Raw genomic sequence first — 23,869 nt, forward strand, 5'->3', positions numbered from 1 at the left:
AAAGATTATAAATCTTTAAATATCGTGTATCGGAATCCTTAATCCCTAATTTATTTCTTTGTGCATTCATTAAAAACAACACAATGCACCATCAAAAAAACATTCAAGAAATTAGCAAACTTTGGGTAACAGACAAAAAACAATACGTAAAAAAATCTACCATTTCGGCTTATGTGTTACTTACAGAAAACCATATACTTCCTGTGTTTGGTAATTATAAACGACTAGAAGAAGCAGAAGTACAAACGTTTGTATTACAAAAAATAGAACAAGGCTTAAGTCATAAAACCATCAGAGATATTTTAATTGTGTTAAAAATGATCTTAAAATACGGAGCAAAACACAAGTACACTACTTACACTCCTTTTGAATTGCAGTTTCCTACACCACGTACCCATCAAAAATTAGAAGTACTAACACGTTCAGAGCAAGTAAAAATTATGAATTACATTCAAGAACATTTTACCTTTAAAAATTTCGGAGTTTATTTATGCTTAAGTACGGGTTTACGTATAGGAGAAATATGTGCTTTACAATGGAAAGATATTGATGAATTGGATGGTTTAATATCGGTAAACAAAACCATTCAGCGCATTTATACCATAGAAAACGGAATCAGAAAAACAGAGTTATTAATAGATACTCCAAAAACAAAAAATTCCATAAGAGAAATCCCTATAAACAGATCTTTAGTTAGCAAAATAAAATCTCTTAAAAAAGTGGTGAATCCTAATTTCTATGTACTCACCAACGAAGCCAAACCCACAGAACCTAGAACCTATAGGAACTATTATAAAAATTTAATGTCGGACTTAAACATGCCCAATCTAAAATTTCATGGACTAAGACATAGTTTTGCTACCCGTTGCATAGAAAGTAAATGTGATTATAAAACAGTAAGTGTGCTTTTGGGGCATTCCAACATAAGCACCACACTTAATTTATATGTACACCCTAACACAGAACAAAAGAAAAAAGCAATAAATCAAATGTTTCGTGCTTTAAAATGATATTTTAGTAGACTTAAAATTAAAAAAGGAAAATTATTATAAATAGTAAAAAGAAAATTCAAAGGGAGCAAATTTATATGGTGTGCTAAAGGCAGTAAATTCATATAATATTGGGCATAAACAAACTATTAGAATCTTGTCCGTTCGAATGTCCTGAACTTGTTTCGGTATCTATCGAGAACATGTGTTAGATGTATAAAAATGAATCCATTTTAATCAAAAATAACTACGGTTCATTAAAATTAATCATAATAATGCGTGGTTTATGGTGTGAAAGTTGTAATTTTGCAGCAACAGTACACACCACGCTACATCATAAGAACAGCGTCCCAGGGTGTGTCTTTTGCTTTTTATAAGGTTCAATAAATTCTACAAATACTTTATGTTTGATAAAAAAGCATTTACATTAGAAGAACAAGTAAAGCAATTACAAGAACGTGGTTTAGAAATTAAACATCCACGGATAGCAGAAAAATACTTAATCAATATAAGCTATTATAGGCTTGGTGAGTATTGGTATGTAATGCAATCAGATAAGGAAAATCACATTTTTAAACCCAATAGTAAATTTGAAGATGTAATAGCACTATATAATTTTGATGCCGAATTACGTTTGTTATTGTTTGATGTGATAGAAAAAATAGAAATTAGTTTGCGTACCAAATTAATATACTACCTATCGCATGAAATAGATCCTTGGTGGTTTCAAAATTTTGAATTGTTTAACGATAGCAAAGCTTTGGTAAAAACCTTATCTAATTTAGAAGAAGAAATAGCGAGAACCAAAGACATATCTATAAAAAACCATCATAAGAAACACAAAGATGATGGACGTTTTCCTCCAGCATGGAAATCGCTAGAGCAAACAAGTTTTGGAGCATTGTCTAAGCTTTACGGAAATTTAAAAAACACCGTAAGTGCCAAAGATAGCATTGCTAAAGAATTTGGTGCTGTCAATCACACATATTTACCTAGTTGGTTACAATCCATAGCTCAAATTCGTAATTTTTGTGCACATCATTCAAGGTTATGGAATCGTAATTTGCCAGGAACAGTAAAATTACTATCAAAACCTCCAAACCCATGGATAACAGATATAAATAACATTCCTAAACAACATGAATTTAGTAAATTGTATATTCACATGTGTTTAATGAAATACATGCTAAACACCATCATTCCTAAGAATGAGTTTGGTAATAGATTAGAGGCTTTGTTAAACAAATACCCAAACGTAGATCCTAATGCTTTAGGCATAAAACCAAATTGGAAAGCAGAACCACTTTGGAAATAATAAAACAGCAATGAGAACCCAACCAGAACAAGAATTAGAAAATAACTTAGTAAGCCAATTAATAAGTTTAGGTTACAAGTCGGTTACTATAAAAACAGAAGATGATTTGGTAAAAAATCTAAAACATCAACTTGAGACACACAATAAAACCACTTTTACAACTGCTGAGTTTAAAAGAGTTTTAATACATCTTTCTAAGGGGAATATTTTTGACAAAGCTCAAACATTACGAGACACAAAATATGTGTTACAAAAAGACAATGGTGATAAATCTTATATTGAATTTATCAATCAGGACTTCTGGTGTCAAAATCAATTTCAAGTAACCAATCAAGTAACCATTAACGGCAAAAGAGAAAACCGTTATGATGTAACCATTTTAATAAACGGGTTGCCTTTGGTGCAAATTGAATTGAAAAAAAGAGGAGTTGAATTAAAAGAAGCCTTCAATCAAGTTTGTCGTTATCAAAGAGATTCTTTTGGATCTAACCATGCTTTGTTTAACTATGTACAGCTTTTTGTAATAAGCAATGGAGAAAACACAAAATACTATGCCAATACCTATAAGCAGGGTAAAATGCCAAGTTTTAAGTTTACCTCTTATTGGAGCGATAAAGAAAACAAGAGAATCTCTCAATTAGAAACGTTTGCAAACATCTTTTTAGAACCTTGTCACATTGCCAAAATGATTACCAAGTATGTGGTCCTGCATCAGAGTGATAAAATTTTAATGGCATTAAGACCCTATCAATACCATGCGGTAGAATCCATCATTAACAGAATAAAAAACTCTGATAAAAATGGATATATATGGCATACTACAGGGTCTGGTAAAACAATAACATCATTCAAGGCAAGTCAAATACTCATCAACAACCCTAAAATTAAAAAAGTTGTTTTTGTTGTAGACAGACAAGATTTAGATGACCAAACAGTAAGAGAGTTTCAATTTTTTGACAAAGATAGTATTGATGGAACAGAAGATACTAAAACATTGGTGAAACACTTTTTAGATCCTTCTAAAAAATTAATAGTAACCACCATTCAAAAACTAAATGTAGCCACAAAGAAAACCGCATTTAAAAATCAAATCGAAAAAATTAAAGATAACAAAACCATTTTTATTTTTGATGAATGCCATCGTTCTCAGTTTGGAGAAACTCATAAAAACATTGTGAAATTTTTCACAAATCATCAACTGTTTGGGTTTACCGGAACACCTATTTTTAAAGAAAATGCAACCAGTATTAAAAGTGTAAAACAAACCACAGCAAATCTGTTTCACGATTGTTTGCATAAATATGTAATTACGGATGCGATTAGAGATGAAAATGTGTTAAAGTTCTCTATAGAATATTACAACGTTTTTAAGAAAAAAATTCAAGAAGAAACAGAAGACACCAAAGTACAAGCTATTGATACAAAAGAGGTGTACGAGAGTGATGGCTATATAGAAACCGTTACCAATTACATTCTTAACAATCATTACGACAAAACCAATAGCAAACAATTTACGGCCATGTTTTGTGTAAGTAGTGTGGATATTTTAATAAAGTACTACGAACTTTTGAAAGCTAAAAAAGAAGCGGGTGTACACAATTATAAAATAGCAACCATCTTTTCATACAATACTAATGAAGAGGTTGAAACGATTGATGGTAATTTACCTGAGGAAGATGTTAGTGATGATGCTCCAGTAAACAAAGCAACAAGAGACAAGTTAGATGAATTTATTGCAGATTATAACAAAATGTTTAACGATTCACATACTGCAAATGATGCCAAATCTTTTCTAAATTATAAAACCAATATCTCTAAAAGAGTTAGAGCAAAAGAAATAGATATTTTATTAGTTGTAAACATGTTCCTTACAGGGTTTGATAGCAAAACATTAAACACCTTATATGTAGATAAAAACTTAAAATATCATGGATTAATTCAAGCTTTTTCTCGTACCAACAGAATTTTAAATGATAACAAATCACAAGGGAATATTGTAACGTTTCGTAACTTAAAACAAAACACAGATGATGCGGTTAGGTTATTTTCTAATCTTTCGGCAAAAGAAACCATTATCATAGCTCCTTATCACGAGCAGCTTTCTTTATTCAAAGAAGCTTATGAGAAATTAATAGCGATCACTCCAACACCTAATCATGTAAATGATTTGGTTACTGAAGAAGATGAACTAGAGTTTGCAAAAGCGTTTAGAGATATCATTCGTCTTAAAAATATTCTAGAGTCGTTTACCCAGTTTAACTTTGAGGATTTGCCAATAAAACCGCAAGAGTTTAAAAATTTTGTTTCTAAATACTACGATTTAAAAGATAAAATTCCCAAAAGAGTTAAGGCATCTATTTTAAATGAAATTGATTTTGAAATTGAATTGCTACATAGAGATGAAATAAACGTAACCTACATAATGAAGTTGCTAGCACAGTTACAAGAAGCGAATCCTAAAGATAAAGCAAATCAAAAAAAGCAAATTATAGAATTGTTATCTGGAGATGCAGAGCTGCGTAGCAAACGTGAATTGATAGAAAAATTCATTCAAAACAATTTACCTTCTATTGAAAATAGTGAATTGATAGAAGATGAATTTAAAAATTATTGGAAACTAGAAACCCAAAAAGCATTACAAGAATTAAGTACTACAGAAGCTTTAAAACATGATAAAGTAGAAAACATCATAAACGATTTTTTGTTTACAGGTAGAATGGCCACAGAAGATGAGGTGATTGATGCTTTAGAAAAACAACCTAGTGTACTCCAACGTGAATCAATAAGCAATAGGATTACATTAAAAATTAAGGACTTTATCAAAACCTTTATCAATGGTATTGATAGTTAAAAAGTAGAAAATGAATTTATACTCGGTAAATAAAAAGAATGAGTTACATAGTTTTAAAGAAATTCCTTTTAAACTAGAAAGTGAAATACAACATGTTTTTGAGGAAAACCTTCATGTTATAACAAACTTACAATTGGTGAAATCGGAGTTTTCTATAAAAAACAAACGAATTGATACGCTAGCTTTTGATAAGGAGTCCAACGCTTTTATTATTATAGAATACAAAAGGAGCAAAAACAGCAGTGTCGTAGATCAAGGTTTTACTTATTTAAGTTTAATGCTAGAAAACAAAGCAGATTTTATAGTTGAGTATAACGAAACTTTAAAACAAAACTTAAAACGTAATGACGTTGACTGGAGCCAAACCAGAGTCATGTTTGTGTCTACAAGTTTCACTGAAAATCAAAAAACAGCAACCAACTTTAAAGATATTGCTATTGAATTATGGGAAATAAAAAAATATCAGAATAATTTAATCAGCATCAATCCTATAAAAAAATCAAAATCTGCTGAAAGTATAAAACCCATTACAGCATCTAATAGTCAGCTTCAATCGGTAACAAAAGAAATAAAAGTATATACTGAAGAAGAACATTTAGTGAATAAATCAGAAGAAATTATAGAGCTATACGAGCTTTATAAAGAAGCTATTTTAAACTTAGCTGATGATATTGATATAAAGGTAAATAAACTATACATAGCCTTTAAAAAAGAGAAAAACCTTTGTGATATAGTAGTACTTAAAAAAGGATTAAAATTATTTATCAACCTAAACAAAGGGCAATTAGACGATGCCAAAGGAATCATGCGTGATGTATCCAACACAGGACACTGGGGAAACGGAGATTATGAAACCATTGTAACCAACACCAAAGATTTGGAATATATCATGAGCCTTATTAAGGAAGTTATTTACCAGTCCTAATATTATAATATTAAAATAGAGATATAATGAATTAATATTTATAGTTAATGGATATCTAAAATAATACGATTTACAATCTTAATATTGGCTATAAAAATAACATTGATAAAGGTGTTCATACAAATTGTATATTATCGTACAAGTAAACCTAATAATACTATAATTTTTAAAATTGTTTTTTGATCGGTTAAATCGTTGTCGTTTAATAGTTTTTCAATTTTATCTCTTACCAAGTTTAATACTTTTTTATGATGAGTTCTAATCACTTTTTCACTAACTCCTAGCTGTTTAGAGGCTTCTTTTGCACTAAGATTATTTTCCCAAACTTCTTTAAATATTTGTTGAGTTAATTCAGGAAAAACTTTTAAAATATCTTGGATAACATTTAATATTTCTTCTACCTGAATATTTTCTATGATATGTGAATAACTTTCAGACTCACTTAAAGTTTCTAGCAAAAAGTCATTACCTAAAGTTTTTGCAGCAGAAGTTCGTAAATAATCAAACATTCTATAAGTAAAATAATGAATCAAATATTTTCTCGCAGCTCCTGTCTCATCTGTTTTTATAGCATAAGGTTTTGACCAAAAAATAACCCAAAAATTTTGAACAATATCTGCTGATATTTCTTTGTTACCCGTATGTTTAGTAGCCCAGTTTAAAAGTAAACTAGCGTATCTATCATAAAAAATCTTAAATGCTTTCTCATCTTTTTTATCATAAATAGCTATTAGTAAATTTTTATCTGATTGTAACATTTTATCAAAGAATAATTTTAAGCGCAAATTACCAAATAGTAATAAGATATTGTTGAATGTAGATTAAAAAAATGTTACTAAAAATCATTTTCTTAATATAAGAATGTATGGGGAATGGTTTTTATTATGTTGATATATAGTCTTTTGAAAGAGGTAACATTTCCTTAACCTAATTGAGGGAAAAAAAAAGGGGCTTCATACGATATATATGTAGAGTACAACAAAAACATGGTTTTCACATGAAAAATAATAACAAAAAAAAGTGGCTAAAATTATTATTGGTTACGGAACTGTTCGAACGATATTATGAAAATAGAAGTTCTGAGCAAGAAAGAAAAATAATGGAAGATTGTGATCTTGAGAAAGAAAATAAACTAGATATAACTTTTTTTAAACCTAATGCAAAAACTAAAAGTATATGGAAAAGAATAAATGTTGAGTTACAGCTGAAGTCTTATACTCAAAAAAAACAGAAACAAATTTATAAATATACAGTGGCTGCTTCTGTAGCAATTATTGCTACTACTGGCTATTGGTTTATCCCTAATATATTTAAAAAATCGAATAGATTATCTAAGGTGTTGTCTGAAAAAACTAATGAACAAATACCAACAGGAACAGACAAAGCTATTTTAACTTTAGAAGACGGTTCTGAAATTCATTTGGAAAAAGGAACAAAATTCAAAACAAAAAACGCTCAGAGTAACGGAACACAAATTGTTTACAACACTGCTATTTCTAATTTTCAAGCAGACACTGTAGTCTCTGTTTTAGCTGAAGCCCCTAAAAATTATATAACCGTTCCTAGAGGTGGTCAATTTTTTATACAATTGTCAGATGATACTAAAGTATGGCTGAATTCTGATTCTCAATTAAAATTTCCTGTTCATTTTACTAAAGGAAAACCAAGACAAATTGAATTGGTATATGGAGAAGCTTATTTTAATGTATCTCCTAGTACAGAACACAATGGGGCTCCTTTTAAAGTAATAACAGCATTGCAAGAAGTTGAAGTATTAGGAACCGAATTCAACATCAAAGCATATAAAGAAGAGTCTAATATTTATACTGCATTGGTAGAAGGTAAAGTTTCTGTAAGTACCGAAAACAGCAAAAAAATACTTTCTCCAGATCAACAATCTGTACTAAATACAAAAGATCATCAAATAACTGTTCATCCTGTTGATGTATACAATGTCATCTCTTGGAAACAAGGTGTTTTTAGTTTTAAAGGCACAACATTAAAAGAAATTATGCTTGTGTTGTCACGTTGGTATGATGTACATATAGAATTTGAAAATAAAGCACTAGAAAAAATAAAGTTTAATGGAGTACTTAAAAAGAATGAATCATTAAATGAAATTTTATCAACTGTACAAAAAACAAAATTTATCAATGCTTATACCATAAAAAATAAAACAATCATTTTAAGATAATAAAGTAAAAAGAAAGGGAAAAAGTATCCACCTACCACAGCAGTACTTTATTCCCTTGTTTTTAAGAATTAATCAATTAAAAATTAACTAAATCGTATCCAAATTTATGGAAATTAAATTTATGAATCTGTTTTTCCTATTAGGAAAAATGAAATTACAGTTTGTTATGAGGCTGTTCGTTTTCTTGTTTTGCACATCCCTATTCAGTTTTACACCGAGTACTGTATTTTCACAGGAAGAAATTACTATACATAGAGAAAAAATAGTAGCAATAGATGAAGTTTTTGACCTTATTAGAAAACAAACAAATTATGCGTTCTTTTACCAAGAAGATTTATTTAAAGATACCCCAAAAATAGCTATAAAAAAAGGAAAATTTAATGTGCTAGAGCTTTTAGAAAATAGCTTAAGTAAAACAGCATTTAATTACGAATTAACAGCTAATAACAATACTATTGTAATTGTAAAAACCACTCCTGAAAAAAGTATCCAACAACAACAACAACAACAACAAGGAAAAGTTATAGGTAAAGTTTTAGACGAGGATGGAATGCCCATTCCAGGAGCCACAATTCTCATAGAGGGAACCACTCAAGGAACCATGACCGATTTTGATGGTAATTTCAAGATCAATGTACCCGTAGGAACCTATACGTTGGTGTTTAGCTATGTGTCCTACCAAACTCAAAAAGTAACCGATGTTGTAGTAGATGCTAACAAAACCAATCAGTTAAATATTGTGCTTAAACAAGACATTGCAGGCTTAGACGAAGTTGTCATTACTGCTAAAATTGCACGTAACCAAGCAAGCATTGCTGGATTCTTAAATCAACAAAAAAAAGCGGCTCAATTTTCAGATGGTATTTCTGCCGAACAAATAGCCAAAACACCAGATAGTGATGTAGGAGCTACGCTAAAACGTATTACAGGAGTAACCACAGTAGACAACAAATACGTAGTGGTACGTTCTATGGGAGGTCGTTGGAACCAAGCGGTGATGGATGGGGTAAACTTACCCAGTACAGATGCTTACCAACAACACTTTTCTTTTGATATTATTCCGAGTGCTTTGGTAGAAAGTGTGGTGGTGAGCAAAACCGTAACTCCTGACATGAATGCCAATTTTACAGGTGGATATGTAGAAATAAAAACCAAAACAGTTCCCAAAGAAAACTTTACCTCGTTTTCTGTAGGAAGCTCTTACAACAGCCGTAGTACCTTTAAAGACCGTGTAACCAAACAAAAAGGAAAATACGATTATTTTGGCTTTGATGATGGAACTAGAGACTTTCCTGATTTGGTTGCAATAGAAGCTCCCGAGAGCGAAGCTGAAGCAGATGCTTATATAGAACAGTCTAAAAAGTTTACCCAAGACAATTTTACCAATTACACCACCAATACTCCTTTAGGAAGCTCTTACAAATTAAGTTTAGGAAGGGTGTACGATCTTAAAAACAATCACAAATGGGGATTTGCGACCGCATTGACTTTAAGAAACAGACAAGAAACCCAAGAAATAGAACATACGCAAAGAAGTACTTGGAAAGAAAACTCATTGTTTTTACCTATTACAGAGAACAATAAATACTACAAAATGGAGCAGTATTCTTTTCAAAACTCAGGAGCTTCTTACAGTTATAATAGTAGTTTAGGGGGGATTGTCAATGCAGGGTTGGATGTAGGAAATCATCAAATAGATCTAAGAAACACCTATACTCATACTTTTGATAGTCAATTGACTCAAATTACAGGTTGGGATAATGAAAGAGATGACTTTCCTAATATTGTAGATGGTTCTGCATTGCCATATACTGAAACCACAAACTATCCCGTTTTTCAAGATTTTATTCAAAACAAGTTAGAAGGGAAACATGTTTTTGGAGACTTAGAAGTAAAATGGTTTGGAGCCCATTCTTACACAGATAAGAAAACCAAAGATGCAACTTCTTATGATGTATTTGATGTGTATCAAGGAGAAGATATAATATCAGAATATTTGGTTGTAAATAGAAATCCAAACACTTTAAAACGATATCATTTCTGGAACAAAGAAACCAATTACAATTGGGGAGGAAGTGTGCAATGGAAATGGAATTTAGGAGACCATGAGCACCGAGTAAAGGCAGGATATTTTGGAACCCACAAAAGAGCAGAAAATAAGCAAGAACGTATAGATTTAAGTTGGTTGGTAGAAGAACCTAAAGGAAAAGGAACACGTTTGTCCATTCCTTTTTCTGAACTGCTAAATGGAGATTATTATGGTTGGAATCAATACGGATGGTCTAAGTACGATTATTTGGCAGATGCTACTATAGGAGAAACCAAAATTCATGCACCTTTTTTAATGTTTGACAATGCTTGGACAAAATGGTTCCGTATGGTATGGGGAATGCGTGCAGAATCTTTTTTGTATGCACAACTACAATCGCAAACAGATAGTAATTTTTTGACTGGTGGTGGAGATAAATTACAAGAGGTAGATGATAAAAAATGGCAATACCTACCTTCAGCCAACTTGACTTTTACTCCTTCTAAAAAAGTAAATATACGATTGGGTTACAACCGTTCGGTTACCCGCCCACAGTTTGCAGAAAGACTAAGAGTCCCTTATTTTGATCCTGTGCGTTCAGCACTAGTTTCCAGTTCTAAAGGTATGGTCTCTTCGGTAGCGGATAATTACGATTTTAAAGTAGAATGGTTTCCAAAACTAGGAGAACTATTATCTGCCAGTGTGTATTACAAAGAAATTCAAGATCCGTTAGAAGCCGTTGCAAGTAGAGGAAATGGGACAGGAGCAACTTTTATTACTACAGCAAATTCTAAAAGTGCTACGTTATGGGGAATAGAAGCGGAAATCAGAAAAAGCTTTACTTTTTTGGGACAGAGTACCATTTTAGAGAATTTATACGTTACCGCCAATGCTACTTATAACAATACCAAGGTAGTAGGTTGGGGAAGTGGCGTATTACGAGATGAAAATAATGAATTAGTTCTTGATGAAGATGGTAATTCCATATCAATAGATGTTCCTTACGATGCCAATCGTCCTTTGAGTGGACAGTCCCCCTATGCGTATAACATCGGCTTAGATTATACAGGAGAACGTTTTGGATTCAATGTAGCACACAATACAGTGGGGGATCAATTTTTACTGGTTGCGGCAGATTATTTTCAAGAAGAAATACGCAGACCTTTTAGTACCACCGATGCCCAAATTAGTTACAAATTTTTAAAGGAAAAAAACTTACAATTCAAAGTGAATGTAAAAAATATGTTTGACACTCCTACGGAAACTTATAACAACCAAAACAGTTATACAGGTGAGGAAAGACCAGCTATAGGGGGAATACGACCTAGTTCTAGAAATAGATATGGTTTAACTCCAGGTGCTAGCAATGGTTACGATGAAGGGATAGATAAAGTAAAGTTCAAATCGTACAGAGGGGTAAGTATTAGTGCCAATATCAGCTATCGTTTTTAAATAAGATAGAATTACGTTCATAAAAATAATGTTAGTTCAAGAGTCCTGAACTCGTTTCAGGATATATCAAGAACACACCATAAAAGAATAAACCCTGAAACAAATTCAAGGTTACGAAGATAAACTTTGCGCAAAGAGGCTATAAAACCTTTTGTCTAAAAAAACCTGAGACAAAAGATGGCGAAAACAGGTACAGCTATAATCTTTAGAAAGAACAGTTACCCTTTCTAAAGATTGCTTCCTAAAAAAGGTGACTACTAAAATAAACTTGTTAAAAAATTTATCATGAAAAAATTATTGTCTATGGCAGCAGCGATTGCGATGTTAAGCTCTTGCCAACAGAATGAAGATCTTCCAACAGGAAATACTTCTTTCAACATGGAAGTAACTACTGCAGATTATGCAGCAGCAACTTTATCAGTACAAAATGTATCTGGAGACATTACCAGCAACACTACTTGGACGAATGATAAGGTTTGGGAAATTAGTGGAGTAATCAAAGTAAAAGATGGTGCTACTTTGACTATTGAAGCAGGTACCTACATCAAGTCAGACGGGGTAACAGCAGATCCAAATGGAGTTTTAGTCATTACGAAAACAGGTGCTATCAATGCTGTTGGTACAGCAACCAACCCAATTGTATTTACCAGTTACAAATTGTTAGATGGAAATTCTAGTAACAGTCCAGCTCCTGGAGATTTTGGAGGGGTGATTGTTTTAGGAGATGCTCCTACAAATACGGGGTCTACTAACAATATCATTGAAGGTTTACCTAGTGATGATACAGACTTCTATTACGGAGGTTCTGATGCAACTGATAACAGAGGTACGTTACAGTACGTTCGTATTGAGTTTGCAGGTAGTGATTTAGGTGGACCTAACTCTGGAGACGAAGTAAACGGATTGACTTTAGGTGGTGTTGGTTCTGGTACTACTATTGACCATATTCAAGTATCTTACGGATTGGATGACGGTATTGAGTTTTTTGGAGGTACTGTAGATTTAGAGTACGTTGTAGTGTTCGCACAAACAGACGATGCATTGGATTTTGACCAAGGATATACTGGATCTGTTACCAAAGCTTTGGTATTGGCGGATAAAAACAGTGATCACTCTGGTAGTTCATCTCCTGACTCTAATGGTATAGAGTTAGATAATGATAGTTCAGGTTCTACTAATACACCTATTACAAGACCTGTAATTGCTGATTTATCTATTGTTGGTGTTAGCTACCCAGCAGCGGCTGACTTGTACGAAAATGGAATTCATGTACGTAGAAATGGTGAGATTGACTTAACCAATACTACCGTAACAGGTTACAACACAGGTGTTTTCTGGCAAAGTCCTTCTTTACCTGCAAATTCTTCATGGTCTTTTTTTAAAGCTCATGGGTTTGTGAATCCTGCGACTTCTACAGGGGGGGCAGTTAGTTTGGGTAATCCTATTAATAACCCTACTTCAACTTCAAGTACTGCTGAAAAATGGGGATTAACACAACCTTTCTTTAATGATGGTGGATTTAGCTTGTCTGGTAACACAGGTGCATTTGCAACTGAGGCAGGATGGGCTACGGCTACTTGGACTCAGTATTTTGGGTTTTAATTTTTAAGTAAAACAAACCAATGGACATCAGCTTCGGCTGGTGTCTTTTTATCAAACAATTATTTAATAATAATAACAACAAAACAATGAAAAAAATAATACTTTTAACGAGCTTGTTAGTGGTTGTAGGAACAGCTCAAGCACAATTGCCTGTATGGTCAGACGATTTTAACGATGGAGCTGTAGATGATTGGACTTTGGTAGATGCAGATGAAGATACTTATAATTGGAAAGCACAAAAGGCAGTTACAATGGATAATACTACATGGGTTGTAGGGAAATTGGATGAATTTGATATTTTGGGGTCATACATTTATGCATTACCATCTTTTAATACAATTAATAACCCTAACAATTGGGCGATTAGTCCAGAAATTTCTTTAGCGGTTACTGGGGCTGAAGGGTTCTATTATCAAGGAACGTTTAAACTTTTGATAAATGGTCAAGCAGCTTTGGCTACTGATAGTAAATCAGCAGACTTATTATTTTATGCATCTACAAGTCCCGATTTTAGTGATGTTGCAGCAGGTTCATTAGAAGGATCTTTTGTTTTGTTGGGGAAAATATCATTAAAAAACCCAAACAATTCTTCATTTGGTCCGTTTCCTGAACAATTTGAAGATTATGAGCTAGATATTACTAGTTATATAGAAAGTTTACCTAGTCAAAATACTCCATTTTATATAGGAATTCGTCACATGACAAATTCCAATGGTAATAATTTTGGTTGGGGTTATGAGATAAATTCTATTGTTTTAGATGCATCTACATTAGGAACCCTAAGCAATCCAGAAATCCCTGGCTTGTCAAAATTAGCGTTGCAAGAAAATCCTGTAGGTTCTAAGTTGTTGTTTAATGATGCAAGAAAGCTAGAAAAAGCAGAGCTACAGATTTACAATGTTTTTGGAGCTTTGGTAAAAGAGGCTAGCTATAGTGCAGAAGGAATATCTGTTTCAGAACTTTCCTCAGGAGTTTATTTTGCAGTGCTTTCTACACCAAGCAAACAATACAGCATTAAGTTTATTAAAAAATAAACGCAAAAAATTAAAAATGCACAATGCTTTTGCATTGTGCATTTTAGTTTTTAGAACACCGTTATTTTATACTGTACATTCACAAAATACAACATATGAAAAAATCAATTTTAGGAATCATTTTGGGTACAACTCTTTTATTCCAAAGCTGTAACGATTCTTTAGAAGTCCAAGAAACCAATTTTGGTGTTGTTGGAAAAATTTCCATTCAAGGTTATGTATTATCTAACAACGCAGATTCAGTACGAATCAAAATCAATCACCAAACCCTAGAAATAAACACCGACAGTGTTTTTACCAAAAACATTCAAAACAACTACGAATTTGTCAACTATTACGACAGGGTTATTCCTAGAAACATTCAAGTCATTAGCCATTTGTCTGAAGACGTTTTAGAAGAAAAAGAATTTATCTATAACAACGCAGAAGTCAGTGAAATTTTAGACACCGTTTCTTTTTTTTACAAAGCTCCTAGCATTTTTATATCGGAGGTCTACAAAGATCGTCCAGGTAAATTGACAGGAAACAACTACATGGGCTATCGTTTTCGGTTTCCTAACATGAATTATTATAGCAAAAGTGGCTATCAGGGTACGGTAGATGCTATCATCACCTCTTTTTTAGGAACACCATTGGCTACTGCTCAAAACATCAATCCAGAGGCGTTTTCTGCTTATGTAGAATTTGATACCTCTTTGGCCATTCCGCCATTAATCAACATTCAAATTGTAAAACATGGTACTACAGAATCCTATTTGGCTGACAATGCTGAAATAAAAATTACGTTACCTGTACAAGCGGGTAAATCTAAAATGGTTTTGTTAGAAGAAACAGCCGATGCTTCGGGTAATTTTACAGGAGTAAGTGCTTCTATAGATTTAAGAACCTATTTTAATTACAATTAGAATTTTTTTAATGAAAAAAACAATCGCCTATCTTTGCTTGTTCATATTTTTATTTGTCTCATGTCAACCCGATGTTGAAGAAATTATCACCTATCAAGAAGGAACTAATGAGTATACCAATCAATGGATGTATGAACAAATGGAACGCTATTACTACTGGAACGAAAGCCTTCCTAATAAGGTAGATTTGTCCTTGCCTCCTAAAGATTTTTTAAAAAGTATCCTTCATTCAGAAGATCGATTTTCTTATGCTTACCATCCTGCTCTGTCCGAAACTTTTCCACAAAGTTTGCGTAGGTCTTATGGTTTTGATATCGCATTTAAGGAATATCAAGGAAAGTTGTATGGTGTTGTTTTATATACCCTTGTGGGTTCTCCTGCACAAAATGTAGGATTGGTTAGAGGTGATTTGATTACCAAGATTAATGGGGTTAATTTGACTAGTTCTAATGCTAGTAATTTGTATTCTACACTAATTACAGCCGATGAAGCAACCTTAGCACTTGTTACTTTTACAGAAGAAAACGGATTTTCTAACACACAAGAGTTCCATATTTCTCAACGCTTTACCTTGGATCAACCTATTCAAACTACGGTTATAAAAAATAACGGAATTAAAATTGGTTACATTTACTTTTCTCATTTTGACAAAGGAATGGCTCAAAATTTTGTTCATATTTTTGAAGATTTTAAAAATCAACAGGTTAACAAAATTGTTTTGGATTTGAGATATAACGGTGGTGGCGATGTTTCTTCTTCAGCAGCGTTGTGTGCTATTTTAGCTCCTAATATTTCACAAGACGATTTATTTATTCAATTTGTTGGCAACAAAAACGGAGGTACAATTCTACAAAGTTTTCAAGAAGCTATTGAAATGAATGAGTTTCAGGTTGATTTTAAAACGCTTCACAATGTGCATCCATCCATTCAGAAAGTTTATATTTTATGCGGTTCTCACACAGCATCCGCTTCAGAAATTGTCATCAACAATCTAAAACCCTACATGGAAGTAGTTACCATTGGAGAAAAAACCGTTGGTAAAGATGTGGCAGGTTTTACAATAAAAGATGAGCGTTTGGAAGAATCTGGCTGGGTTTTGTATCCGTCTATTTACAAACTATTCAATGCCCATCAAGAAGGAGGTTACGCAAAGGGCATCACTCCTACTCACATTGTAGATGAACTAGAGAGTTTGGAAATACAACCATTAGGAGATTCTAATGAGTTGTTGCTAAAAAAAGTACTCAGCCTAGTCAATTAAAAACACTTCAATACACACAACGTTCCTTCTTTCTGTAAAAATAACCAACAGTTTGAGACTATTTTTATTACAAAATCACATTGATACTACTGGCAAACTAGGTTGTTAGTAAAATTCAATTTTTTAAATTTGTTTGTTTTAAAGCTGAGCCAGTAACCTAGTATGCTGGCTTATATTTTGTGTAGTTTATTGTTACCCTTAAAAAAAATCAACCTTGTTTTTAATAAAATAGGGGTAATTAAAAATAAATATTTTCTATTAAAAGCACAATGTAAACAACCGAAGAGGTGTTGTCTTTTACTATTTTAAACGAAGTAACATTTTTATTGGTTTCCAATATTTTTCTTAATGTTGCAATACATTCTTTAGACTTGTACCTAACTGTTCTTTCGTTCATGTTAAGAATTTTAGCAGTTTCTTTAAAAGTATGTCCATCACGATGATGGAGCATGAATACTTCTGCCATTTTTCCAGGAAACTCTTTTAATATAGAATGAATAATCAACTCCAACTCCTTAATATCATATTCTTCAGAAACATGATTGTAAGACAAACTTTCTTCAAAATATTGAAAAGTTTCTTCGTTAGCCAATGTGATGATATTGATACTCTCTTTTCTAATAAAATCAAGAACTCTGAATAACAAATAATGAGATAGAAATCCTTTGGCACTCCCTTCCTCATTACATTTAAACTTTTCTGTTTTTTCCCAAATATCAATCCAAAAATTTTGCAAGATTTCTTCAGTCTGCTCCACATTGTTTATTCGGTAATTGTTTGCTTTTTTTTATGCATCAGAATACGATTCTATATACAGAAAGGATTCGCAACAAAACAGATGCCTTAAAACAACAACAATCTTCTGCAAAAAGAAAGAGTATGGATGATAAAAACAAAATGGGAGCAGCCGATAAAAAATTTATAAACTCTTTGAACTGGACAACAAATGTGTTGAAAAAATACTTTGAAGAAACCTTAACAATTCAAGAAAAAAAATTGATTAAAGAACAATTAGAGGCTATTGATTTTGATGAAACCGAGCTTAAAGCACTTATTCCTAAATGAGTACTAAAAAGTGGAAAGCGGAGTTCCTCCTTTAATCGTCAGCAAACAACCCTGCCAAAGTAAATAGCACTTTTTTTAAGCTTTTCTATTCATCATAAAGTTTAAAAAAAGAGCTATTTTACATTTCATGTGCCCGGCCTGTCCTGAGCCTGTCGAAGGGCACTTTGTCACGGTTGTTGCGTTCCTCAATCAGTCCTCACTGCAATTCCTTTGTCTGTTTTTGTCACTTCACTTCATTCACACTCATGGCTTCGGTTCATTTCGTTCAGCCACAACACAGCCAACCATTGCCATAATTTTAGCTCGCCTTGCAGGTCGCTACGGGCTGCGGGTTCTTGATTGTGTTGCTTCCGCCTTTTTGCCAACCACATCATCCAACACACAGGCTCTAGCAATTAAATCGGCACCCTTGTGTATTGTTCCGTTTCTCTTTAGGTTTTTGTTTGAAAAAATACAAAAACCTGCCGTTCAACTCCACACATAGCTGCAAACCACATTCGTTCCTCATGCTATTTTTTGCACCACCCGTTGCTCCACTCGCAAGGCGGCTCGCTAGCGCTTGGCCTGTGTCCGCAAACCGTTCCACTATTTGCACACTCAGCCCACCGTTTGGCTCAAGGCTGTTTTACCTCATTTCAATCCGATTAATCATTTTTTTAAAATGAAACTAGATGTCTAATTATAAATGGCATACACAGTTATTGCGTGTAAATTCAAATTGAATATTTCTTATCGAATACCTAAGAAATAATGAACGAAACAATGAAAGTGCGTTTCGAAGAAAAAGAGCATGGAATTGTGAGAGTGAATGATGCGTAGCAATTTCATAAGGTGCTTCTTGATTTTTGCTTACTTTTTATCAAGAAAAAGTAGGAAAGAAAGCATACATAATTATACCAATTCCCCATGTGCTTGTGGGCATTGGAAGCTTTTAAGAAATAATAAAGTTTACAAAACAATCCCCTCAGCACCGCACAGCAAGAGGTTTTTCATTCCACTACGTTACATTACAAACCACTTGCTTTAAGCCTTTGAAAAGAAAGATATTATTTAAATAAAAAAGGTTGCAAATTTCGTTGCTTCCTTTCATCCAACACTCAATGCTATCAAGTTCAAGCCCTCCGGGTTTTGATAAAAACTTTGATAAGTATTTCAAAAAACTATGCATTCTTTCTCCAAACTTTTTTCCAAAAAGCTTGACAGCATCTGCCACAGCAACAATGTTATAGGCATCTTTTTTCCAAAAAAAATATTGATGCGGAGTGTAGCGGAGCAATTTTAATTGGATAGCTATGTACTGTTTTGAAATCAAGACCCACCGTGTAGAGATGACCTACGACAAACCTCACTTTTTCATTTTAAACAAAGGATTGAACAGTGGCAAGCCACTGGACAACCCTTGTCCGAACTGCTTTGTGGTTACCACCAGATCAGAAGAAGACAAAAACACATTATTTCATTTATCAATGATGCTTCAAATTGGAGGTTTTTATGCTTATTATTTAAAGGGTAGTGTTATTCCATTTATTGGTATTAAAGATTGTTCTAAAACATTAAAAGAAGGAATGATTTTAAATGTTGAGGTTTACAAACACATCAAAATCATTCAAGCAATTAACCAGGAGCAAGAAAGATTATCTCAAGCATTGGAAAAAATTAAATTATTAAAAAAGGCTTTTATACAAGCCTGTTTTAAAGAAAGTAAAAACAAAATCAGTGCATAAAAAAAACTCCTGATCAAAAGACCAGGAGTTTATAAAATGAAGCAAAGTATCAAGTCTTTTTACTTTCTACCTTTTACCAACTACTGAAAATCACTTCAAAAAAATCTTACGTAACAGGAGCGATACAAAGAAACTGACCACCGCACCAATAATAGCCATGATAATAGTAAAGTAAACATCATGTAGTTTGATATTCGCTAGGGTAGTAAACAATGTACCTCCAAACACCGTTGATTTTAATTGAAGATTTTCCATAGCTATTTATTTTTTGTCTGAAACCACAACTTGACTGACCGCAGTGGCCACCGTTCCGGCTACTGCTACATATCCGGCAATACTAATCACGGCAGCAGGTAACGCAATTGGAGAGGCCAAGATGGCCCCACTTGCAGCTGCTAATGCTAGACCAATGTTTCTAAGTTTTCTAAAAAAGGATGGTGTTGGATGTTTTAATCTTTCTTGAATATTCATAAGTTCTAAGATTTTATAATTAATTGTACAGTTTCCTTTCTATCAAAAGCTTGATAACATTTGGAAACCAATTTGTTTAATAAACTTCTGGAAGAGGTACCTTTTCCAATGCCTGATAAACAAGTTACAGGAGCGATACAGCCTCTTAATTCTTTCAAAGCATCATTGGCAGGATGAATTAAAATAAGTGTCCTGTTTTTAACATTTTCCAAAATCAAATGATGTCCGAGTTTTTGAGAATACCTTGATTTTAACATATAAGTTCCTTCTGGAATACAAGAAACATTTCTACGATTTTCTAACCAGGGCAACTCGATACAGAAGCCAAAAAAAGAATCGTGAATAAAGAGAGCACCGTTGGTACCCTCTTTAAAGTAAGTTCTATACAAATGGATATCCATATCCTTACACTTTATCAGCTATCTTAATAGCCAAAGCATTGTAAGAACCATTTTTTAATGAATACATTTCACCATTCACTTCTTGATAGAATTCAACACCCAACACCTGAACAATAGGAAGTACAGAGTTTGCAGGAGCTGAAGCAGTCAAGTCAATAATGGCAGTATCATTACCATCGTATGGTAAAATAGCTGTTTCATCATTGTCAAAAACAAAAGTTTCATTCTCAAAATCCAATTCTGCCACACCAGTCACAATTTTAAAGTGAGTCGTTCCAGAAGGACCTGCAATGTGAGTTGTTGGTTTAAAAGCAGGAATGTTAACGGTTGCTTCTCCTGTAGCTCTATCCAAAGCATTGGTAAAAGCTGCAAACATAGTAGCTCCTAATTTTCCATTGATGTTGAACTCAAAGTTAGTTAACAATCCAAAAGTTCCATCTTGAATGGTTCTTTCCCCACGAGCATGCGTAGTATCTGTTTTAACCACTTTTAAAACAGTGGTTGTTAATCTACTAGAAACACGTTTGTCTTTAGCATTTTGCAAAAGAGTTCCTTTTAATTTAATAATACCTGTTTGTTTTGCTATAATACTATGATTTTAAAGTTTATAACAAAAGAATTAGTATCTTATATAGAAATCAAAATAAGGGTGTTATATAGGCCGTTAAAAGCCTTTCTTTCCGAAATAGTGTATATTTACCCCTAGGATAAAGTATAGTTAAAGTATTAAATCATGAAAATTACCAGAGCATGTATTTATCCAAAAGATGTTCAGTGTATAACTGGAAGAAGTGAACGTTATGGTAGGAGGCTATTAAAAGAGATTAGAGAACATTTTGATAAGCAACCACACCAATTTATTACCTCTGAAGAATTCGCTGAATACAGTGGAATAAGTATCGAAATCATTAATAATTATTTGAAGCAAGTATCATAAAATTTGATGTGTTTTGTATTGATTTAAAGATAGTTAATTTGTAAATTTGTAGAAAGAACGATAGTTAAATAATACTAAAATTATTTAAACTTTAGGTTCACAAATCGGTTCACAAAAATAATTTATAAGTGTTAATAGCACTGTTTATAAGGTATAACGGGAATAGTTCGAGTCCCGTCCAGACCGCATTAATTTTTAAAACACCTTATAAACACTATGTTTGTAAGGTGTTTTCTTTTTTAAGGTGTAAATGAGGGGGTGAATAATTCTGTTTAATTAGATATTTTTAGGATCATTCCTAAAAGTTGTGTTTATGCAAAAATATTTGTTAGTCTAAATAAGAAGAATTCTACATTTCTTACCCCTCTGAATTGTGCTCTAAAGGCTTTTATTTTGGCATTGAAAGATTCAGCAGCAGCGTTTGTACTTCTATTATTAAAGTAATTCAATATGGATCGATAGTTATTATAGATGGTGTTTGCAACTGTATTAAAAGCCTTAAATCCTGATTTTTCTACTTGATTATACCACTGTGCTAACCTTGTGTATGCAATTTTTATTGATTTCGCTTGGTTGAATATATTTTTGAGACTTTGGACTAAGTCGAATGCTTTTTTGATATCTGGGTATTGCTGGAATAGAATTTTACTTCTGAAGTATTGATTTTGTGTCCAATCTGAAAGAGCTTTGTAGAGTAAATATCTACTTCTAGCGAGTAGTTGTTTTCTAGTATCTCCATTTTCAAAAGTTTCAGGAATAAAGAGTATCTTTTTCTGTTTTGCTAATTTTATGGAATTGTTAAATTGTTAAAAGGAGATTTTATGGTGGAGTCTGGCGGAGTCTGAACTAAACAAAGGAACCATTTTTATGTTTACCATTCCTTTAAACACAACAACACTTTCTCCCAAAAAAGAAATCAATCAAAATGATTTAAAAAAATTAAACAACCGTAATATAATTATAGCAGAAGATGAACCTGTTAATATTGAGTATTTTAAAGCTTTTTTTGAAAAATTATCTGCAAACGTTACCTACGTTAAAAACGGAAAAGAAGCGATAGAGGCTTATTGTTTAAATCCTAATGTAGATGTTATTTTAATGGATATTAGAATGCCAGTAATGGATGGTTTAGAAGCGAGCAAACAAATTTTAAAAATGAATGCTAAAACAAAAATTATAGCCCAAACAGCTTATGCCATGTCATCAGATTATGATAAATATATAAGTTTAGGATTTACAGATTATATTTCTAAACCGATCAAGAAAAAAGAGCTGTTAAAAAAACTGATAGTAAACATTCAGAACTAAAAGTAAATTTGATTACTACTCCTAATTTTTTTGTTTGCATCAGAAATTGGTTTATTAATAGCGTAAATAAAAAGGTCGTCTAAAATAAACGACCTTTTTGTTTAAAAATGCTTTACAAGTTCTAGTTGATATGTATAGGTTTCTTTTTTAGAAATTTTATCCTTTAATTTAATAACTTGATTATTGTTTCCAAATCCAGCTAAAACTTTAAAAGTAGTTGTAGAAACTACTTTGTTGTTAGTATCTACTACTTTTAAAAGTGCCTTTGTATTTTTATTGGCTTTGTAAGTGTAAGAAATTTCTATCTTTTTTTTACCAATTACCTTTGGAGTTTCTGTAAGATTAATTTCCTCTTTATAAATAGGAGCGTAGTTGGTTGTATAGGTTTTGTTTATGGGAACTAATTCATAAGACCTAACCCAATTGTAATAAGAAGTATTAATAGCATTGTTGTTTAATTCTTCTGGGGTAGGAATAGGTTTAACCCAATTGTAGGTTTCGGTAACCATGTTTATTTTCATGGCTCTGTCAAAAGGTTTGTCAACTACTTCAGTACTTACTTTTACATCACCAACAAAACGGTTGTCTGCGTAAAAAGACACTTCGTTGGCATTTTTCCAGTAAGCTCCATAAGTATGAAAATCTTGCCAAGACTCAGAACTTAATTTAGCATTGCTTTTTTGACCATTTCCTTCAATTGCATTATTTCCTGCAGAATAGAATTTTTCTCTACCACCATTACAATCAATATAACGGTAATGTGTGTTAAAATTCATTTGTGTTCTAAACTTGTTGGTTCTATTAAATGTACCACCAATACTTTCTACAATATCTAGTTCTTGGCTGTATTTGTCTTTAGCACAATTTTCTCCGTTACTTTTTTTAGTTACAAAGTCTACAGGTTGTTTACTGTTAGACATCCAAAAAGTGGTAGACATGTTTATTTTAGAAGCTTTAAAATTTACCTCGTAATAACCAAAATGAGCTGTTTCTTCTTTACTTTGTACCGCACCACCTGCAATGGTATATCCATTTTTTTCTTCGGGTAACATTCCGTTTTTAATTTGCATAGTTCCGTTGTTTACAGAAACCGTACTTGGTTCGAACATGGCTGGTTTTCTTCCTTTCCATCCTTTAAAAGTATTGTTCCATTTGCTACGGTCTAATTCGGTTCCGTTAAATTCATCAGAATATTTTTCATTAATTACCCATCTATATCCTGGTTTAGGAGTAGGAGGGTCAAAAGATGCAGCAAATATATTGCTACTAAAAGCTAATATGGCAATCCATGCAGTTTTCATAAAATAATTTTATTGGTTTAAAAAAAACAAAAGTATAGGTTGTTGTAACTGGGTTTGGCTAGAGTAGATTTAAATACTAATACAAATGTCTAGAATTTATTTTTT

Annotated in this window: 20 protein-coding genes and 1 pseudogene; 14 read left to right on the forward strand and 7 right to left on the reverse strand. The window is 32.5% G+C overall.

The window, feature by feature from the left end; all coding sequences use genetic code 11:
- Positions 1-83 precede the first annotated feature (83 nt).
- From ACY2IJ_RS00960 to ACY2IJ_RS00975, 4 genes are all read left to right on the forward strand, one after another.
- Positions 84-1,010 (forward strand): tyrosine-type recombinase/integrase, encoded by a 927-nt coding sequence (locus tag ACY2IJ_RS00960; protein WP_476725289.1) that lies wholly within the window; start codon positions 84-86, stop codon positions 1,008-1,010.
- Between the two features lie 382 nt (positions 1,011-1,392).
- Positions 1,393-2,304, forward strand: coding sequence for an Abi family protein (locus ACY2IJ_RS00965; protein ID WP_476725290.1), 912 nt, complete (start codon positions 1,393-1,395; stop codon positions 2,302-2,304).
- 10 nt (positions 2,305-2,314) lie between these two features.
- A complete protein-coding gene (locus ACY2IJ_RS00970; protein WP_476725291.1) occupies positions 2,315-5,155 on the forward strand; it encodes a type I restriction endonuclease subunit R in 2,841 nt (946 codons plus the stop codon).
- A gap of 10 nt (positions 5,156-5,165) precedes the next feature.
- Positions 5,166-6,080: a DUF5655 domain-containing protein gene (locus ACY2IJ_RS00975; protein WP_476725292.1), complete on the forward strand. Its 915-nt coding sequence runs from the start codon at positions 5,166-5,168 to the stop codon at positions 6,078-6,080.
- A gap of 131 nt (positions 6,081-6,211) precedes the next feature.
- On the opposite strand, the gene ACY2IJ_RS00980 is transcribed toward ACY2IJ_RS00975, so the two are convergent.
- Positions 6,212-6,865, reverse strand: a complete 654-nt coding sequence (locus ACY2IJ_RS00980) for an RNA polymerase sigma factor (protein ID WP_476725293.1) — start codon at positions 6,863-6,865, stop codon at positions 6,212-6,214.
- Positions 6,866-7,077: 212 nt separating this feature from the next.
- Between ACY2IJ_RS00980 and ACY2IJ_RS00985 the strand changes: the two genes are divergently transcribed.
- The 6 genes from ACY2IJ_RS00985 to ACY2IJ_RS01010 all read left to right on the forward strand — a co-directional run bounded on the left by ACY2IJ_RS00985 (position 7,078) and on the right by ACY2IJ_RS01010 (position 16,557).
- Positions 7,078-8,274, forward strand: a complete 1,197-nt coding sequence (locus tag ACY2IJ_RS00985; RefSeq protein WP_476725294.1) for a FecR family protein — start codon at positions 7,078-7,080, stop codon at positions 8,272-8,274.
- Positions 8,275-8,380: 106 nt separating this feature from the next.
- Positions 8,381-11,755 carry a TonB-dependent receptor gene (locus ACY2IJ_RS00990; protein ID WP_476725295.1) on the forward strand — a complete coding sequence of 1,125 codons (3,375 nt, stop codon included), beginning with the start codon at positions 8,381-8,383 and terminating at the stop codon, positions 11,753-11,755.
- A 285-nt stretch (positions 11,756-12,040) separates the two neighbouring features.
- Positions 12,041-13,357 (forward strand): hypothetical protein, encoded by a 1,317-nt coding sequence (locus ACY2IJ_RS00995; protein WP_476725296.1) that lies wholly within the window; start codon positions 12,041-12,043, stop codon positions 13,355-13,357.
- A gap of 86 nt (positions 13,358-13,443) precedes the next feature.
- Positions 13,444-14,391: a T9SS type A sorting domain-containing protein gene (locus tag ACY2IJ_RS01000; protein WP_476725297.1), complete on the forward strand. Its 948-nt coding sequence runs from the start codon at positions 13,444-13,446 to the stop codon at positions 14,389-14,391.
- Positions 14,392-14,486: 95 nt separating this feature from the next.
- Entirely contained in the window at positions 14,487-15,296 is an 810-nt protein-coding gene (locus tag ACY2IJ_RS01005; protein ID WP_476725298.1) for a hypothetical protein, read from the forward strand.
- A 10-nt stretch (positions 15,297-15,306) separates the two neighbouring features.
- Positions 15,307-16,557: a S41 family peptidase gene (locus ACY2IJ_RS01010; protein WP_476725299.1), complete on the forward strand. Its 1,251-nt coding sequence runs from the start codon at positions 15,307-15,309 to the stop codon at positions 16,555-16,557.
- A gap of 238 nt (positions 16,558-16,795) precedes the next feature.
- Here ACY2IJ_RS01010 and ACY2IJ_RS01015 read toward each other — a convergent pair.
- Positions 16,796-17,326 (reverse strand): annotated as a pseudogene (locus ACY2IJ_RS01015) (RNA polymerase sigma factor); the annotation flags it as partial.
- Positions 17,327-17,346: 20 nt separating this feature from the next.
- On the opposite strand from ACY2IJ_RS01015, the gene ACY2IJ_RS01020 reads away from it, so the two are divergent.
- Together ACY2IJ_RS01020 and ACY2IJ_RS01025 are read left to right on the forward strand one after the other, a co-directional pair.
- A complete protein-coding gene (locus ACY2IJ_RS01020) occupies positions 17,347-17,622 on the forward strand; it encodes a hypothetical protein (RefSeq protein WP_476725300.1) in 276 nt (91 codons plus the stop codon).
- A gap of 1,292 nt (positions 17,623-18,914) precedes the next feature.
- Positions 18,915-19,346 (forward strand): DUF6943 family protein, encoded by a 432-nt coding sequence (locus tag ACY2IJ_RS01025; protein ID WP_476725301.1) that lies wholly within the window; start codon positions 18,915-18,917, stop codon positions 19,344-19,346.
- A gap of 261 nt (positions 19,347-19,607) precedes the next feature.
- On the opposite strand, the gene ACY2IJ_RS01030 is transcribed toward ACY2IJ_RS01025, so the two are convergent.
- From ACY2IJ_RS01030 to ACY2IJ_RS01040, 3 genes are read right to left on the reverse strand one after another with little or no spacing between them, the layout of a single operon-like run.
- Entirely contained in the window at positions 19,608-19,817 is a 210-nt protein-coding gene (locus tag ACY2IJ_RS01030; RefSeq protein WP_476725302.1) for a hypothetical protein, read from the reverse strand.
- A gap of 5 nt (positions 19,818-19,822) precedes the next feature.
- Entirely contained in the window at positions 19,823-20,218 is a 396-nt protein-coding gene (locus ACY2IJ_RS01035) for a DUF5675 family protein (protein WP_476725303.1), read from the reverse strand.
- 4 nt (positions 20,219-20,222) lie between these two features.
- The gene (locus ACY2IJ_RS01040) at positions 20,223-20,762 is read right to left on the reverse strand and encodes a hypothetical protein (RefSeq protein ID WP_476725304.1); all 540 of its coding nucleotides are present in this window, start codon (positions 20,760-20,762) and stop codon (positions 20,223-20,225) included.
- A gap of 189 nt (positions 20,763-20,951) precedes the next feature.
- On the opposite strand from ACY2IJ_RS01040, the gene ACY2IJ_RS01045 reads away from it, so the two are divergent.
- On the forward strand, positions 20,952-21,155 hold the full coding sequence (locus ACY2IJ_RS01045; RefSeq protein ID WP_010136054.1) for a hypothetical protein: 204 nt from the start codon (positions 20,952-20,954) through the stop codon (positions 21,153-21,155).
- Between the two features lie 311 nt (positions 21,156-21,466).
- Here ACY2IJ_RS01045 and ACY2IJ_RS01050 read toward each other — a convergent pair whose 3' ends face one another.
- The gene (locus ACY2IJ_RS01050) at positions 21,467-21,946 is read right to left on the reverse strand and encodes an ISL3 family transposase (protein ID WP_476726528.1); all 480 of its coding nucleotides are present in this window, start codon (positions 21,944-21,946) and stop codon (positions 21,467-21,469) included.
- Positions 21,947-22,022: 76 nt separating this feature from the next.
- On the opposite strand from ACY2IJ_RS01050, the gene ACY2IJ_RS01055 reads away from it, so the two are divergent.
- Positions 22,023-22,463, forward strand: coding sequence for a response regulator (locus tag ACY2IJ_RS01055; protein ID WP_476725305.1), 441 nt, complete (start codon positions 22,023-22,025; stop codon positions 22,461-22,463).
- A 101-nt stretch (positions 22,464-22,564) separates the two neighbouring features.
- Here the strand turns inward: ACY2IJ_RS01055 and ACY2IJ_RS01060 are convergent, their stop codons facing one another.
- Positions 22,565-23,764, reverse strand: a complete 1,200-nt coding sequence (locus ACY2IJ_RS01060) for a family 16 glycosylhydrolase (protein WP_476725306.1) — start codon at positions 23,762-23,764, stop codon at positions 22,565-22,567.
- Positions 23,765-23,869 lie beyond the last annotated feature (105 nt).

The organism is Wenyingzhuangia gracilariae, from assembly GCF_056387575.1.

What these genes read in the sequence shown, in the direction of transcription:
- ACY2IJ_RS00960 (WP_476725289.1), top strand. Translation starts at nt 84, where the DNA reads ATGCACCATCAAAAAAACATTCAAGAAATTAGCAAACTTTGGGTAACA.
- ACY2IJ_RS00965 (WP_476725290.1), top strand. Translation starts at nt 1,393, where the DNA reads ATGTTTGATAAAAAAGCATTTACATTAGAAGAACAAGTAAAGCAATTA.
- ACY2IJ_RS00970 (WP_476725291.1), top strand. Translation starts at nt 2,315, where the DNA reads ATGAGAACCCAACCAGAACAAGAATTAGAAAATAACTTAGTAAGCCAA.
- ACY2IJ_RS00975 (WP_476725292.1), top strand. Translation starts at nt 5,166, where the DNA reads ATGAATTTATACTCGGTAAATAAAAAGAATGAGTTACATAGTTTTAAA.
- ACY2IJ_RS00985 (WP_476725294.1), top strand. Translation starts at nt 7,078, where the DNA reads ATGAAAAATAATAACAAAAAAAAGTGGCTAAAATTATTATTGGTTACG.
- ACY2IJ_RS00990 (WP_476725295.1), top strand. Translation starts at nt 8,381, where the DNA reads ATGGAAATTAAATTTATGAATCTGTTTTTCCTATTAGGAAAAATGAAA.
- ACY2IJ_RS00995 (WP_476725296.1), top strand. Translation starts at nt 12,041, where the DNA reads ATGAAAAAATTATTGTCTATGGCAGCAGCGATTGCGATGTTAAGCTCT.
- ACY2IJ_RS01000 (WP_476725297.1), top strand. Translation starts at nt 13,444, where the DNA reads ATGAAAAAAATAATACTTTTAACGAGCTTGTTAGTGGTTGTAGGAACA.
- ACY2IJ_RS01005 (WP_476725298.1), top strand. Translation starts at nt 14,487, where the DNA reads ATGAAAAAATCAATTTTAGGAATCATTTTGGGTACAACTCTTTTATTC.
- ACY2IJ_RS01010 (WP_476725299.1), top strand. Translation starts at nt 15,307, where the DNA reads ATGAAAAAAACAATCGCCTATCTTTGCTTGTTCATATTTTTATTTGTC.
- ACY2IJ_RS01020 (WP_476725300.1), top strand. Translation starts at nt 17,347, where the DNA reads ATGCATCAGAATACGATTCTATATACAGAAAGGATTCGCAACAAAACA.
- ACY2IJ_RS01025 (WP_476725301.1), top strand. Translation starts at nt 18,915, where the DNA reads ATGTACTGTTTTGAAATCAAGACCCACCGTGTAGAGATGACCTACGAC.
- ACY2IJ_RS01030 (WP_476725302.1), bottom strand. Translation starts at nt 19,817, where the DNA reads ATGAATATTCAAGAAAGATTAAAACATCCAACACCATCCTTTTTTAGA.
- ACY2IJ_RS01035 (WP_476725303.1), bottom strand. Translation starts at nt 20,218, where the DNA reads ATGGATATCCATTTGTATAGAACTTACTTTAAAGAGGGTACCAACGGT.
- ACY2IJ_RS01045 (WP_010136054.1), top strand. Translation starts at nt 20,952, where the DNA reads ATGAAAATTACCAGAGCATGTATTTATCCAAAAGATGTTCAGTGTATA.
- ACY2IJ_RS01055 (WP_476725305.1), top strand. Translation starts at nt 22,023, where the DNA reads ATGTTTACCATTCCTTTAAACACAACAACACTTTCTCCCAAAAAAGAA.
- ACY2IJ_RS01060 (WP_476725306.1), bottom strand. Translation starts at nt 23,764, where the DNA reads ATGAAAACTGCATGGATTGCCATATTAGCTTTTAGTAGCAATATATTT.